The organism is Bacillus sp. EA-CB0995, from assembly GCF_055814245.1.
On the sequence record NZ_CP169269.1, the window covers coordinates 111,787 to 124,743 of the forward strand.

The 12,957-nt window shown below is 39.7% G+C and carries 19 protein-coding genes and 3 pseudogenes; all 22 read right to left on the minus strand.

Annotated elements, in window-relative coordinates; translation table 11 throughout:
- Window position 1 precedes the first annotated feature (1 nt).
- A pseudogene (gene rplM / locus ACEWFJ_RS00635) lies at window positions 2–438 on the minus strand (50S ribosomal protein L13).
- A gap of 156 nt (window positions 439–594) precedes the next feature.
- Window positions 595–1,338, minus strand: a complete 744-nt coding sequence (gene truA, locus ACEWFJ_RS00640; RefSeq protein WP_473690065.1) for a tRNA pseudouridine(38-40) synthase TruA — start codon at window positions 1,336–1,338, stop codon at window positions 595–597.
- Window positions 1,339–1,352: 14 nt separating this feature from the next.
- Window positions 1,353–2,147 (minus strand): energy-coupling factor transporter transmembrane component T family protein, encoded by a 795-nt coding sequence (locus ACEWFJ_RS00645; protein WP_253628365.1) that lies wholly within the window; start codon window positions 2,145–2,147, stop codon window positions 1,353–1,355.
- Window positions 2,135–3,014: pseudogene (locus tag ACEWFJ_RS00650) on the minus strand (energy-coupling factor ABC transporter ATP-binding protein). The gene ACEWFJ_RS00645 and the pseudogene ACEWFJ_RS00650 overlap by 13 nt, the downstream one beginning before the upstream one ends.
- Window positions 2,990–3,841: an energy-coupling factor ABC transporter ATP-binding protein gene (locus tag ACEWFJ_RS00655; protein ID WP_473690066.1), complete on the minus strand. Its 852-nt coding sequence runs from the start codon at window positions 3,839–3,841 to the stop codon at window positions 2,990–2,992. The pseudogene ACEWFJ_RS00650 and the gene ACEWFJ_RS00655 overlap by 25 nt, the downstream one beginning before the upstream one ends.
- A 252-nt stretch (window positions 3,842–4,093) precedes the next feature.
- Entirely contained in the window at window positions 4,094–4,456 is a 363-nt protein-coding gene (rplQ, locus tag ACEWFJ_RS00660; protein ID WP_098310011.1) for a 50S ribosomal protein L17, read from the minus strand.
- 35 nt (window positions 4,457–4,491) lie between these two features.
- Window positions 4,492–5,436, minus strand: a complete 945-nt coding sequence (locus ACEWFJ_RS00665) for a DNA-directed RNA polymerase subunit alpha (protein WP_000569645.1) — start codon at window positions 5,434–5,436, stop codon at window positions 4,492–4,494.
- A 180-nt stretch (window positions 5,437–5,616) separates the two neighbouring features.
- Window positions 5,617–6,006 (minus strand): 30S ribosomal protein S11, encoded by a 390-nt coding sequence (gene rpsK / locus ACEWFJ_RS00670; RefSeq protein WP_003194384.1) that lies wholly within the window; start codon window positions 6,004–6,006, stop codon window positions 5,617–5,619.
- A 24-nt stretch (window positions 6,007–6,030) separates the two neighbouring features.
- The gene (gene rpsM / locus ACEWFJ_RS00675) at window positions 6,031–6,396 is read right to left on the minus strand and encodes a 30S ribosomal protein S13 (protein WP_035433696.1); all 366 of its coding nucleotides are present in this window, start codon (window positions 6,394–6,396) and stop codon (window positions 6,031–6,033) included.
- A gap of 21 nt (window positions 6,397–6,417) precedes the next feature.
- Complete coding sequence (gene rpmJ, locus ACEWFJ_RS00680) at window positions 6,418–6,531, minus strand: 50S ribosomal protein L36 (protein WP_000868344.1); 114 nt, start codon at window positions 6,529–6,531, stop codon at window positions 6,418–6,420.
- Between the two features lie 35 nt (window positions 6,532–6,566).
- The gene (gene infA / locus ACEWFJ_RS00685) at window positions 6,567–6,785 is read right to left on the minus strand and encodes a translation initiation factor IF-1 (RefSeq protein WP_020062312.1); all 219 of its coding nucleotides are present in this window, start codon (window positions 6,783–6,785) and stop codon (window positions 6,567–6,569) included.
- 67 nt (window positions 6,786–6,852) lie between these two features.
- A complete protein-coding gene (gene map / locus ACEWFJ_RS00690; RefSeq protein WP_098310010.1) occupies window positions 6,853–7,599 on the minus strand; it encodes a type I methionyl aminopeptidase in 747 nt (248 codons plus the stop codon).
- Entirely contained in the window at window positions 7,599–8,249 is a 651-nt protein-coding gene (locus ACEWFJ_RS00695; protein WP_098310009.1) for an adenylate kinase, read from the minus strand. The genes map and ACEWFJ_RS00695 overlap by 1 nt, the downstream gene beginning before the upstream one ends.
- 52 nt (window positions 8,250–8,301) lie before the next feature.
- Window positions 8,302–9,600: a preprotein translocase subunit SecY gene (gene secY, locus ACEWFJ_RS00700; RefSeq protein WP_098310008.1), complete on the minus strand. Its 1,299-nt coding sequence runs from the start codon at window positions 9,598–9,600 to the stop codon at window positions 8,302–8,304.
- The gene (rplO, locus tag ACEWFJ_RS00705) at window positions 9,600–10,040 is read right to left on the minus strand and encodes a 50S ribosomal protein L15 (RefSeq protein WP_098310007.1); all 441 of its coding nucleotides are present in this window, start codon (window positions 10,038–10,040) and stop codon (window positions 9,600–9,602) included. Before rplO ends, secY begins: the two co-directional genes overlap by 1 nt.
- A 33-nt stretch (window positions 10,041–10,073) precedes the next feature.
- Complete coding sequence (gene rpmD, locus ACEWFJ_RS00710; protein WP_020062307.1) at window positions 10,074–10,256, minus strand: 50S ribosomal protein L30; 183 nt, start codon at window positions 10,254–10,256, stop codon at window positions 10,074–10,076.
- A gap of 17 nt (window positions 10,257–10,273) precedes the next feature.
- Window positions 10,274–10,774 (minus strand): 30S ribosomal protein S5, encoded by a 501-nt coding sequence (gene rpsE, locus ACEWFJ_RS00715; protein WP_230576174.1) that lies wholly within the window; start codon window positions 10,772–10,774, stop codon window positions 10,274–10,276.
- A 21-nt stretch (window positions 10,775–10,795) separates the two neighbouring features.
- A complete protein-coding gene (rplR, locus tag ACEWFJ_RS00720) occupies window positions 10,796–11,158 on the minus strand; it encodes a 50S ribosomal protein L18 (RefSeq protein WP_230576173.1) in 363 nt (120 codons plus the stop codon).
- Between the two features lie 31 nt (window positions 11,159–11,189).
- Entirely contained in the window at window positions 11,190–11,729 is a 540-nt protein-coding gene (gene rplF / locus ACEWFJ_RS00725) for a 50S ribosomal protein L6 (protein ID WP_230576172.1), read from the minus strand.
- 31 nt (window positions 11,730–11,760) lie between these two features.
- Window positions 11,761–12,159: a 30S ribosomal protein S8 gene (gene rpsH / locus ACEWFJ_RS00730; protein ID WP_020062303.1), complete on the minus strand. Its 399-nt coding sequence runs from the start codon at window positions 12,157–12,159 to the stop codon at window positions 11,761–11,763.
- 29 nt (window positions 12,160–12,188) lie between these two features.
- Window positions 12,189–12,374, minus strand: coding sequence for a type Z 30S ribosomal protein S14 (locus ACEWFJ_RS00735; RefSeq protein ID WP_429715207.1), 186 nt, complete (start codon window positions 12,372–12,374; stop codon window positions 12,189–12,191).
- A gap of 33 nt (window positions 12,375–12,407) precedes the next feature.
- A pseudogene (rplE, locus tag ACEWFJ_RS00740) lies at window positions 12,408–12,946 on the minus strand (50S ribosomal protein L5).
- Between the last annotated feature and the right edge of the window lie 11 nt (window positions 12,947–12,957).

The window sequence follows — 12,957 nt, forward strand, 5'->3', positions numbered from 1 at the left end:
ATTATCCGCGAAGTTCGTAAACTTCTGGTTTTTGTGCTTGGTGTGGATGCTCAGATCCAGCATACACATTTAACTTTTAGACATTTGACGTCCTAAACGTCCTTTTGGAAGCATGCCTTTAATAGCAAGCTCTAACATTTGTACAGGGTAGTTTGTACGCATTTCTAGAGCTGTTCTTTGCTTAAGTCCACCTGGGTGGTTAGTGTGACGGTAGTAAATTTTATCGTTTAATTTATTACCTGTTAAGTGAACTTTCTCAGCGTTAATAATAATTACATGATCACCAGTATCAATATGTGGTGTAAATGTTGGTTTGTTTTTACCACGTAAAATGGATGCTACTTCAGTAGATAGGCGACCTAAAGTTTTACCTTCAGCATCAACCACATACCATTTACGCTCAACTTCGTTAGCTTTTGCCATAAAAGTCGTACGCATTTGTTTCCCTCCTACTCAATATCTTTTCCATAGAAAAAATTCTATTGTTTATCTTCAACACGATTTCCTTCCGGGGCTAATCGCGGTTTTAGAAACAATACCATATGTTATGATATCCTTTTGAGTTTCTAATGTCAAGCAAATGTTACACCAGGATTAGTTGTTATAGTTTACCTCCCATAAATACAGGCCTTGCCCCGGTACCATCTTCCCAGCAAAACGGCGGTCTTGTTTTTTTAAAATATCTGGAATACTTTCAGGAGAAATTTTTCCTTGACCGACGCTAAGCAGCGTACCGACAATAATTCGAACCATGTTATATAAAAAACCATTTCCAACAAAACGAAAGACTAGCTCATCACCTTGTTCTATTAAATCTATTTCATAAATTGTTCGCACTTTATCCTTTTTATCAGTTTTTGCCGAACAAAATGAAGTAAAATCATGCGTTCCTATAAAGTAAGGAATCGCTTTTCGGATGGGTTCTACTTCTAATGCATATGGATACTGATATACGTAATTTCTACGGAATACATCAGCTTTTTTAGATAATAATACACGATAGCGATATTCCTTTTTTATAACACCATATCGTGCGTGAAAATCTAAAGTTTTTTGCTCAGCCTGCTCCACAGCAATATCATCTGGCAGCATTGTATTTAAAGCTGCCATCCATTGCTCTCCTGTTAATGATAGTGGTGTATCAAAATGAATGACTTGGCCTTTGGCATGGACAGTGGAATCTGTTCTTCCTGACGCTTGTACACGAACAGCTTCCCCCTTATGCACCTTTTGCAAAGCTTTCTCTATTTCTTGTTGAACAGTACGTTGATTCGGTTGAATTTGATATCCACAAAAGTTAATTCCATCATACGTAACTGTGCATTTTATTCTTTCCATATTCATACTCTCCATTACGATCGAACTAAAATTAAAATACACGCTAAACCAAATAGGCTTAAGAGTGTTAATGTATCGATCCATTTCCATTCTAGCTGCCGGAATTTCGTACGGTATCCGTTGCTTTGATAACCTCGTGCTTCCATAGCAATCGCTAAGTCTTCTGCACGTTTAAACGCACTAATAAATAGTGGTACAAGTAACGAGATAATCGCTTTCAACCTATCTTTCATTGGACCACCTGCAAAGTCTATACCACGAGAAGCTTGTGCTTTCATAATTTTACTCGTTTCATCCATCAAAGTTGGAATAAAGCGCAGTGAAATAGACATCATAAGTGCAATTTCATGAACAGGAACTTTTATACGTTTTAAAGGATGCAACAGCGTTTCCATACCATCTGTAATTTCAATTGGCGTTGTTGTTAACGTTAATAGAGTGGTCATTAAAATAATGACCAAAAAACGAATGGAAATATAAATTCCCTGCTCCAACCCTTTCTCATATATAGAAAACCATCCAAATTGAACGAGTACAGCACCTTCTTTTGTTGTAAAAATATGCAGAAAGAAAGTGAATAAGAAAATCCATAAAACAGGTTTTAATCCAGAAAGAACATAGCGAATCGGCACTTTTGCAAAGAACAAAGCAATGAGTGCATACAAAAATAGCAAGCCATATGAAATTGCATTATTTGCTAAAAATACAACAAATACATATAAAAAGACCATTAACAGTTTTGTTCGAGGATCCAGTCTATGAATGGCAGATTCTCCTGGAACGTATCTTCCAATAATTAACTGCTGCATGATGAATCCCCACCTTTTCTAAACAGTTGTATGACTTCATCTGCTAAATCTTCTAAAGACAAGGTGGCTTTCGGGATAGAAATGCCTAATTTCTCTTCAATTTCTCGCTTATACTTCAGCGGCATCGGAAGAGACACACCAATTTGTTCAAGCTCATCTGCATACGTAAAGACTTCTTCTGATGTTCCTTGCAAAAAGACCGTTCCTTTATGCATGACAACAATGTTGTCTGCATATTTTGCAGCATCCTCCATATTATGTGTCACAAGAATCACCGTAAGATTGTTTTGCTTGTGAAGATGATAAAACATCTCCATAAGCTCATTCTGGCCCTTCGGATCAAGTCCTGCCGTTGGCTCATCTAATACTAATACCTCCGGCTCCATTGCTAATACACCAGCAATAGCAACACGTCTCATTTGTCCTCCGCTTAATTCAAACGGAGATCGTTCTAATAGTTCTTCTGATAGACCAACCAATCGAATGGCATCTTTTGCTTTTTGTTTCGCTGCTTCTTCAGATACACCAAAATTTGAAGGCCCAAAGCAAATATCTTTTTCTACTGTTTCTTCAAATAATTGATGTTCTGGAAATTGAAAAACAACCCCTACTTTTTTCGAAGAGGTTTTAATTTCTTCGCTTTTTTTGAGATGAAATTCTATATTCCCCAATTTGAACAGTACCACTCGTTGGTTGCAATAAGCCATTTAAATGTTGAATCATCGTTGACTTACCCGACCCTGTATGACCGATAATGGCATAATAGCCACCACTAGGAAGCGAAATATCTATATCGTAAAGGGCACGTTTTTCAAATGGGGTTTTATATTGATAACGATGCTCTACTTTTTGGAATGTAATCTCCAAAGTTCGCTCACCAAACTTTCCATTGTAAGATGCATTGATTGTAAAGGAATTTTATTGCTTTTCAATAATTCTGCCATTTTCACTGAAAATGGCACATCTAAACCGATTTCTTGCAGCATTTTCGGTGATTGAAAAATGTGCTCAGGTGTTCCTTCTTCTAATAGTTCTCCGCGATTTAAAATAATAATACGATCTGACTGCGCCGCTTCTTCTAAATCGTGAGTAATCGAAAGAACTGTAATTCCTTTCGTACGAACAAGATCTCTTACTGTTTCTACCACTTCTTTACGGCCTTGTGGGTCAAGCATAGATGTTGCCTCATCTAATACTAAAATAGACGGCTGAAGTGCTAATACACCTGCAATTGCAACGCGCTGCTTTTGTCCACCCGATAAGTAGTGAGGTTCTTCATTTTGAAAATCTTCCATTCGAACGAGCTCCAAAGCGTGCTTCATACGTTCTACCATTAGCTCCCTGGGTATTCCGGCATTCTCAAGTCCAAAGACAACATCATCCTGTACAGTTGTTCCAACAAATTGATTATCTGGGTTTTGAAAAACCATTCCAATCTGTTTTCGAATATCCCATACAGTTTCTTCAGATAAAACAAGAGTTTCATTTACAGTAATTGTTCCTGCTGATGGTAAAAACAAGCCATTTAATAACTTTGCAAGCGTGGATTTTCCTGACCCATTTTGCCCAATAACAGATACCCATTCTCCTTCATATAAAGAGAATGAAACGTCATGCAGGGCGTAAGAAGCAGCTTGAGGATATTGAAATGATATGTTCTCAGCACGAAGCTTCTCTTTTTCACTCGTGGGCACCCTCTTCCATTATTCAGCCGAATAAAGTGAAACTTCTATCAGTGAGGGGTTTTTCATCCCCCACTGATGGTTAGTTGAACTAATCGGGCTTTTACGGGCAGTTATCTCCCGCCTAGCTTCCCCGCTTCTCTCTGAGTCTTGAGGTGGGAGTCTTACTACCCGCAAATAGCGGGATAAGCGTTTTCTTCTATACTTAAAAAAAGGGCCATGACCAGTTACTTAAAAAGTACTGTCCTGCCCTTTTGCTTGTCATTATACTAACTCGATAATTACCATTGGTGCAGCGTCACCGCGACGTGGACCAATTTTTGCAATACGAGTGTATCCGCCTTGACGTTCAGCATAGCGTGGAGCTACATCAGCGAATAATTTTTGTAATGCATCTTGACCAGTCTCAGCATTAGCAACTTCATTACGAATGTAAGAAGCTGCTTGACGACGAGCATGAAGATCTCCGCGTTTACCTAAAGTGATCATTTTTTCCACTACAGAACGAAGTTCTTTTGCACGAGTTTCTGTCGTTTGGATGCGCTCGTTGATAATTAAATCAGTAGCTAAGTCACGTAACATAGCTTTACGCTGCGCACTTGTACGGCCTAATTTTCTGTATGCCATTCGTAGTTCCCTCCTTTGTTGATGAGTTTAAATCCTCAGTCGTCTTTACGTAAGCCTAAACCTAGTTCTTCTAGCTTATGCTTAACTTCTTCTAAGGATTTACGTCCTAAGTTACGAACTTTCATCATATCTTCTTCTGTTTTGTTCGCAAGCTCTTGTACAGTGTTAATACCTGCACGTTTTAAGCAATTATAAGAACGAACAGAAAGATCAAGTTCTTCAATTGTCATTTCTAGAACTTTTTCTTTTTGATCTTCTTCCTTCTCGACCATAATCTCAGCATTTTGCGCTTCGTCAGTTAAACCAACAAAGATGTTTAAATGCTCTGTTAAGATTTTGGCACCTAAAGAGATAGCTTCTTTTGGCCCGATGCTTCCATCCGTCCATACATCAAGCGTAAGCTTATCATAATTTGCCACTTGTCCAACACGTGTCTTTTCCACTTGGTAAGTCACACGTGATACTGGAGTATAAATAGAATCAATAGGAATTACACCTATTGGTTGATCCTCGCTCTTATTTGCATCAGCTGGCGTATACCCACGGCCACGCTTTGCAGTTAAACGCACGCGGAAATGCGCATCCTTTGCTAACGTTGCAATGTATAAATCTGGATTTAAGATTTCAACATCACTATCGTGAGTAATATCAGCAGCTGTGACAATACCTTCGCCCTGTACATCGATTTCGAGTGTCTTCTCTTCTTCAGAGTAGATTTTGAGAGCTAACTTTTTCAAGTTTAAGATGATCGTTGTAACATCTTCTACTACACCCTCAACTGTCGAAAATTCGTGTAATACGCCATCGATTTGGATGGCAGTAACAGCGGCACCAGGGAGTGAGGATAAAAGAATACGACGTAAGGAGTTACCCAAAGTAGTACCATATCCACGCTCAAGCGGTTCAATAACGAATTTACCATACTTAGCATCTTCGTTAAGCTCAACCGTTTCGATTTTCGGTTTTTCAATTTCAATCATTAACTAAACCCTCCTTCAAAACGTCGAAACCTCGGCTAAACAAAGGAAAAACCTCTGTCTAACCGAAAGTCCCCCTTAGGCAGTTCCCGATTGTGCACAACAAGCGATGTTTCTGTACGAAATTTCTCGATAATGCATCATATCCATTATAGACAATAGGGAAAAATCTATACAGAAAAATTATACACGACGACGTTTTGGCGGACGACATCCATTATGAGGTACTGGAGTAACATCTCTAATTGCTGTTACTTCTAGACCTGCAGCTTGAAGCGCACGAATTGCAGCCTCACGACCAGCACCAGGGCCTTTTACAGTAACCTCTAAAGTTTTTAAACCATGCTCCATTGCAACTTTAGCAGCAGTTTCAGCAGCCATTTGTGCAGCGAATGGAGTAGATTTACGAGACCCACGGAAACCAAGTGCACCAGCACTAGACCAAGAAAGCGCGTTACCATGAGTATCTGTAAGAGTTACGATTGTGTTGTTGAAAGTAGAACGAATATGAGCGATACCAGCTTCAATATTCTTTTTCACACGTTTTTTACGAGTGTTTGTTTTACGTGCCATTGTTAGTTCAACCTCCTTTACTTATTATTTCTTTTTATTTGCTACTGTACGACGTGGACCTTTACGTGTACGAGCATTGTTTTTAGAGTTTTGACCACGAACTGGTAAACCACGACGGTGACGAAGACCACGGTAAGAACCGATCTCCATTAGACGTTTAATGTTAAGAGAAACTTCACGACGAAGGTCTCCTTCAACTTTGATACGATCGACGATATCACGGATACGTCCTAATTCGTCTTCAGTTAAATCGCGAACTCGTGTTTCTTCAGAAACACCAGCTTCAGCAAGAATTTTTTCAGCAGTTGTGCGACCAATGCCGAATACGTAAGTTAAAGAAATAACAACGCGTTTGTCACGAGGAATATCTACACCTGCGATACGTGCCATTCCGAATGCACCTCCTTCTGATTAACCTTGTTTTTGTTTATGTTTAGGGTTTTCACAAATAACCATTACTTTTCCACGTCTACGAATAACTTTACATTTTTCGCAGATCGGCTTAACTGACGGTCTTACTTTCATGTCTCGAACCTCCTTAAAGATTACGGAGTGCTATATTATTTAAAGCGGTACGTGATACGACCACGATTTAAATCGTACGGTGATAATTCTACCGTAACTTTATCTCCTGGTAAAATACGAATGAAGTTCATACGGATTTTACCAGAAACGTGAGCCAACACAACATGCCCATTCTCTAATTCTACTTTGAACATAGCATTTGGCAACGTTTCAATAACGGTACCTTCGACTTCAATTACATCATCTTTAGCCATTCAATGTTCTCCCTTCTTCAAATCAGTAACATTCTACACTGTTCTGAAATTCCGGAGAGCCAGCTACCTATAAAGTGGTAAGGATTTCGTATCCTGCTTCTGTAAGAGCAATCGTGTGTTCAAAATGCGCACACCATTTACCATCTACCGTTACCACTGTCCAGTCATCAGATAGTGTTTTTACATATCGTCTTCCTTGGTTCACCATCGGCTCAACACAAATGACCATTCCCGGTTTTAATCTAGGCCCTTGGTTTGGTGGACCATAGTGCGGGATTTGTGGGTCTTCATGTAAGTCTTGCCCGATTCCATGACCGACATACTCCCTAACGATCGAGAATCCATTATCTTCGACATACGTTTGAATCGCATGTGAAACATTAGATAATCGTTCGCCCGGTTTTGCTTGTTCTAAACCAAGATACAACGATTTTTCTGTGACATCAAGTAGCTTTTGAACAGATTCGGAAATGTTTCCTACTGGATACGTCCATGCAGAATCTCCATGGTATCCATTATATTTCGCACCAATATCGATACTAATAATATCGCCTTCTTGGAGCTTGCGCTTTCCTGGAATCCCGTGTACAAGCTCTTCGTTTACCGAAGCACAAATGCTTCCCGGAAATCCGTTGTATCCTTTAAAAGATGGCGAACCGCCATATTTTAGAATCGTTTTTTCCGCTATTTGATCGAGCTCTTTCGTTGTAATTCCTGGGGCAATATGCTTTTTTAACTCTTGATGAGTTAAAGCAACAATCTTGCCAGCTTCTCGCATAATCTCGATTTCGCGAGGAGTTTTGCAAATAATCATTACGCTAAGCCTCCGATGAGAAGATCGACATCAGCAAATACTTTATCGATATCTTGCTCACCATTAATGCTTTTTAAGTAACCAAGCTCTTCGTAGAAATCAAGCAACGGCTTTGTTTGCTTAATATTCACTTCTAAACGATTTGCTACAGTTTCTTCATTGTCATCAGAACGCTGATATAACTCGCCACCACATTTATCACATACGCCCTCTTTTGCTGGCGGATTGAATTCTAAGTGGTAAGTCGCACCGCACTCTTTACAAATGCGACGACCTGTTAAACGTTTTAACAACAATCCTGAATCCACATTAATGTTTAAAACATAATTAATCTTTTTGCCAAGATCTTTCATGATTTCTTCAAGAGCTGAAGCTTGTGCAACTGTTCGCGGAAAACCATCTAATAAGAAGCCTTTTACGCAGTCTTCTTGACTTAAACGCTCACGCACGATTCCGATTGTAACTTCATCTGGTACAAGTGCTCCTTTATCAATAAAGGACTTCGCTTGTAAACCAAGTTCAGTTTCATCTTTCATAGCAGCACGAAACATATCTCCTGTTGAAATGTGAGGGATGTCATACTTGGCAACAATCTTTTCGGCTTGTGTACCTTTACCAGCACCTGGAAGCCCCATTAAAATTAAGTTCATCTGTACTCCCCTCATGAATGAGCATGTAGGGAAGATGCCTCTTCCCACTTACTCACTGTTTGATAAACCCTTTGTAATGGCGTCTCACTAATTGACTTTCGAGCTGTTTCATTGTCTCTAAAGCAACACCTACAACAATTAGTAAACTTGTTCCACCAATCTGCGCAGATTGTGGCAGGTTTGCAAATTGAATAAATAAAACAGGTAGAATTGCAATTGCCGCTAAGAAAATTGCACCTACAAAGGTCAAACGATACAAGATTTTTGTTAAATATTGTTCTGTATTCTTACCCGGACGAATACCAGGAACATATCCACCTTGTTTATTTAAGTTTTCAGCCATCTGTTCAGGATTCACTTGAACAAATGCATAGAAATATGCAAAGGCAATAATTAGTGCAACATATATTGTCATACCCACTGGATGAGTATAGTTAAAGTTCTTAATAATCCACTGCGATATTTCATATTTCGGGAAAAACTGTGCAATAGTCGGAGGCGTAATCAAGAATGAAACAGCAAAAATTACTGGAATAACACCAGCACTATTTACCTTAAGTGGTAAATGAGTGTTTTGTGCTCCAGTATAACCACCATTTCCAGTTACGCGCTTCGCATATTGAATCGGGATCTTTCTAACAGCTTGTTGAATGTAAATAACACCAACAATAACCGCTAACACAGCTAACAAAATTAAACCAACTTTTACGATACTAATGAACAAGTCATCTCCGGCATTTTGGAACTGCTGTGCATACACTTGACTTATAGTATTTGGGATAGCTGCGGTAATACCTGCAAAGATAATAATAGAAATACCATTTCCTACTCCCTTTGCCGTAATCTGCTCACCTAACCACATTAGAAATGCAGTTCCGGCAGTCAGTACCGTAGCAATATATAAGTATGTTGACCAGCTAGGATCCGTAATTAACTGTCCACCTGCCATACCGTTAAAACCGATTGACATACCGAGTGCTTGAATAAAAGCAAGAACAATTGTAAAGTAGCGGGTAAACTGATTTAACTTACGACGACCCATTTCCCCTTGTTTTGACCATTCCGTAAATTTAGGAACAACATCCATCTGCAATAATTGCACGATGATGGATGCTGTAATGTACGGCATGATTCCCATCGCAAAGATGGAGAATTTTTTCAAGGCTCCGCCGCCAAATGTATTCAGAATACCCAATACATTCAACTGGTCTTGCGCTCTCAGTACATCTGCATTTGTATGAGGCACTGGGATGAACGTGCCAATCCGAAACACGATTAACATCGCTAAAGTGAACAATATTTTATTTCTTATCTCAGCAACGCGCATAAAGTTGGAGATTGTGCGAAACATTAGATCACCTCAACTGTTCCGCCAGCCGCTTCAATCGCTTCTTTTGCAGTTGAAGAGAACTTGTGAGCTTTAACAGTAAGCTTTTTCTCTACCGCACCGTTTGCAAGAATTTTAACACCGTCATTTAATTTGCTGATAACGCCAGTCTCAAGCAATAATTCAGGTGTTACTTCTGTACCGTCTTCAAAACGATTTAACGTTGTTAAGTTAACGATAGCAAACTCTTTACGGTTAATGTTTGTAAAGCCGCGTTTTGGTAAACGACGGAATAATGGAGTTTGACCGCCTTCAAAACCAAGACGAACACCGCCACCAGAACGTGCGTTTTGTCCTTTATGACCTTTTCCAGCAGTTTTACCGTTACCAGAACCGATACCACGACCTACACGGTTACGAACTTTACGAGAACCTTCTGCAGGTTGTAATTCATGAAGTTTCATTCCCAGGCACCTCCTTATATTGATGAGTTATCATTAAGCTTCTTTTACAGTTACAAGGTGAGAAACTTTGTTGATCATACCGCGAATAGCAGGAGTTTCTTCCTTAACTACAGTTGAATTCAACTTTTTAAGACCTAAAGCTTCTACAGTCGCACGTTGATCTTGTGGACGACCAATTACACTACGAGTGAGGGTAATTTCTAACTTTTTCGCCATTATGTTTTCCCTCCTTCTTAACCTAGTAGCTCTTCTACAGATTTACCGCGTAATTTTGCAACATCTTCAGCACGCTTAAGATCTTTTAATCCATTTACAGTAGCACGGATCATGTTAATTGGTGTGTTAGAACCAAGAGATTTAGAAAGAATATCTTGTACACCAGCTAATTCAAGAACCGCACGAACTGGACCACCAGCGATAACTCCAGTACCTTCTGCAGCAGGTTTTAAGAATACTTCACCCGCTCCAAATTGACCGATAATTACGTGTGGAATTGTTGTACCAACTAATGGTACTTCGATTAAGTTTTTCTTAGCATCTTCGATAGCCTTGCGGATTGCATCTGGTACCTCTTGCGCTTTACCAGTACCGAATCCAACATGACCGTTTTTATCGCCAACTACAACCAGTGCAGCGAAGCGGAAACGACGACCACCCTTAACAACTTTCGCAACACGGTTTATCGTAACTACACGTTCTTCAAGTTCAAATTTACTTGGGTCAATGCGACGCATCTATTTTCCCTCCTTTGACCATTAAAATTGTAAGCCAGCCTCACGAGCAGCTTCAGCTAAAGCTTTAACACGACCATGGTATAAGTAACCGCCGCGATCAAATACTATTTCTTTAACGCCTTTCTCTACAGCACGTTTAGCAACTAATTCGCCAACTTTAGTAGCAGCTTCAGTGTTGCCTGTACCGTTAAGAGTAAGTTCTTTATCAAGAGTAGACGCGCTTGCTAATGTTACACCGTTTACATCATCAATTACTTGAGCGTAAATGTGTTGATTAGAACGGAACACGTTTAAACGTGGACGCTCAGCAGTACCAGCAAGCTTTGCACGTACACGTGCATGTCTTTTCCTACGAACCGCATTTTTATCAGGTTTAGTGATCATTCTTGTCACTCCTTTCTTTCACCTAACGGGTTTACTTAGCAGTTTTACCTTCTTTACGACGTACAACTTCGCCTTCGTAACGAATACCTTTGCCTTTGTATGGCTCTGGAGCACGTACAGCGCGAACGTTAGCAGCAAATTCGCCAACACGTTGCTTGTCGATACCTTTGATTACGATCTTTGTAGGAGCAGGAACTTCAACTTCAAGACCAGCTTCTGGAGTCATCTCAACTGGGTGAGAGTAACCTACGTTTAATACAAGTTTGTCACCTTGCTTTTGTGCACGGTAACCAACACCGATTAATTCAAGTCCGCGAGCGAAACCTGTTGTTACACCTTCAACCATGTTTCCAAGAAGAGCACGAGTTGTTCCGTGTAATGCACGGTGTTCCTTCTGTTCAGAAGGGCGTTCTACTGTTAAGATATTTTCTTCAATTTTGATAACCATATCAGCATTGAAAGTACGAGTTAATTCACCTTTAGGGCCTTTTACAGTTACAGTATTATTTTCTGCTACTGTAACTGTAACACCTGCAGGGATGTCAAGAATCTTTTTACCAATACGAGACATGTGGTCACACCTCCGTTCGTTTAAATATATATTACCAAACGTATGCTACTACTTCTCCACCAGTTTGTAATTGACGAGCATCTTTGTCCGTCATTACTCCCTTAGATGTAGAAACAAGTGCAATACCTAATCCGTTAAGTACACGTGGTACTTCATCAGCTTTTGCATAAACGCGTAAGCCAGGCTTACTGATACGCTTTAATCCAGTGATTACACGCTCATTGTTTACACCGTATTTTAGGAAAATACGAAGGATACCTTGCTTGTTATCCTCGATGTATTCCACATCACGAATGAAACCTTCACGTTTTAGGATTTCAGCGATTTCTTTTTTGATTTTAGAAGCAGGAACTTCTAATTTCTCATGACGTACCATGTTCGCATTACGGATGCGAGTAAGCATATCTGCAATTGGATCTGTCATCACCATGTGTTTTACCTCCTTCCCATTTGTGGGTATTACCAACTAGCTTTTTTAATACCAGGAATTTGACCTTTATATGCAAGTTCACGGAAACAAATACGGCAAAGTTTAAATTTGCGGTATACAGAATGCGGACGACCGCAGCGCTCGCAACGTGTATAATCTTGCACTTTAAACTTAGGAGTACGCTTTTGTTTCGCAATCATAGATTTTTTAGCCACGTTTTCGCCTCCTCTACTTAGCGTTGGCTTCCATTATTTTTGGAATGGCATACCGAATTGTGTTAAAAGTTCACGAGCTTCTTCATCAGTTTTCGCTGTAGTAACGATTACGATGTCCATACCACGAACTTTGCTTACTTTATCATAATCAATCTCAGGGAAAATTAATTGCTCTTTAACACCTAATGTGTAGTTACCACGACCATCGAAAGATTTCTTAGAAACACCACGGAAATCACGTACACGCGGTAAAGAAACTGATACTAATTTGTCGAAGAACTCATACATTTGCTCGCCGCGTAAAGTAACCTTTGCACCGATAGGCATACCCTCACGAAGACGGAAACCTGCGATAGATTTTTTAGCGCGAGTTACAACAGGCTTTTGACCTGCGATTTGTGTTAATTCTTCTACAGCACTGTCTAATGCTTTAGAATTGGATACCGCGTCACCAACACCAGTGTTGATTACGATCTTTTCGATTTTCGGTACTTCCATTACAGATTTATAGTTAAACTTGCTCATAAGAGCAGGAGTAATTTCTTTTGGAATTTCTCTTTAAGGCGATTCAATGAAGGGACCT

Coding starts and splice junctions, on each gene's coding strand:
- rpsM (WP_035433696.1), bottom strand. CDS start 6,396: ATGGCACGTATCGCAGGTGTAGATATTCCTCGTGACAAACGCGTTGTT.
- rplO (WP_098310007.1), bottom strand. CDS start 10,040: ATGAAACTTCATGAATTACAACCTGCAGAAGGTTCTCGTAAAGTTCGT.
- ACEWFJ_RS00645 (WP_253628365.1), bottom strand. CDS start 2,147: ATGCAGCAGTTAATTATTGGAAGATACGTTCCAGGAGAATCTGCCATT.
- rplF (WP_230576172.1), bottom strand. CDS start 11,729: ATGTCTCGTATTGGTAAAAAGATTCTTGACATCCCTGCAGGTGTTACA.
- secY (WP_098310008.1), bottom strand. CDS start 9,600: ATGTTTCGCACAATCTCCAACTTTATGCGCGTTGCTGAGATAAGAAAT.
- ACEWFJ_RS00665 (WP_000569645.1), bottom strand. CDS start 5,436: ATGATTGAAATTGAAAAACCGAAAATCGAAACGGTTGAGCTTAACGAA.
- rpmD (WP_020062307.1), bottom strand. CDS start 10,256: ATGGCGAAAAAGTTAGAAATTACCCTCACTCGTAGTGTAATTGGTCGT.
- rpmJ (WP_000868344.1), bottom strand. CDS start 6,531: ATGAAAGTAAGACCGTCAGTTAAGCCGATCTGCGAAAAATGTAAAGTT.
- rplR (WP_230576173.1), bottom strand. CDS start 11,158: ATGATCACTAAACCTGATAAAAATGCGGTTCGTAGGAAAAGACATGCA.
- truA (WP_473690065.1), bottom strand. CDS start 1,338: ATGGAAAGAATAAAATGCACAGTTACGTATGATGGAATTAACTTTTGT.
- rpsH (WP_020062303.1), bottom strand. CDS start 12,159: ATGGTGATGACAGATCCAATTGCAGATATGCTTACTCGCATCCGTAAT.
- infA (WP_020062312.1), bottom strand. CDS start 6,785: ATGGCTAAAGATGATGTAATTGAAGTCGAAGGTACCGTTATTGAAACG.
- ACEWFJ_RS00695 (WP_098310009.1), bottom strand. CDS start 8,249: ATGAACTTAATTTTAATGGGGCTTCCAGGTGCTGGTAAAGGTACACAA.
- rplQ (WP_098310011.1), bottom strand. CDS start 4,456: ATGGCATACAGAAAATTAGGCCGTACAAGTGCGCAGCGTAAAGCTATG.
- rpsK (WP_003194384.1), bottom strand. CDS start 6,006: ATGGCACGTAAAACAAACACTCGTAAAAAACGTGTGAAAAAGAATATT.
- map (WP_098310010.1), bottom strand. CDS start 7,599: ATGATTATTTGCAAAACTCCTCGCGAAATCGAGATTATGCGAGAAGCT.
- rpsE (WP_230576174.1), bottom strand. CDS start 10,774: ATGCGTCGCATTGACCCAAGTAAATTTGAACTTGAAGAACGTGTAGTT.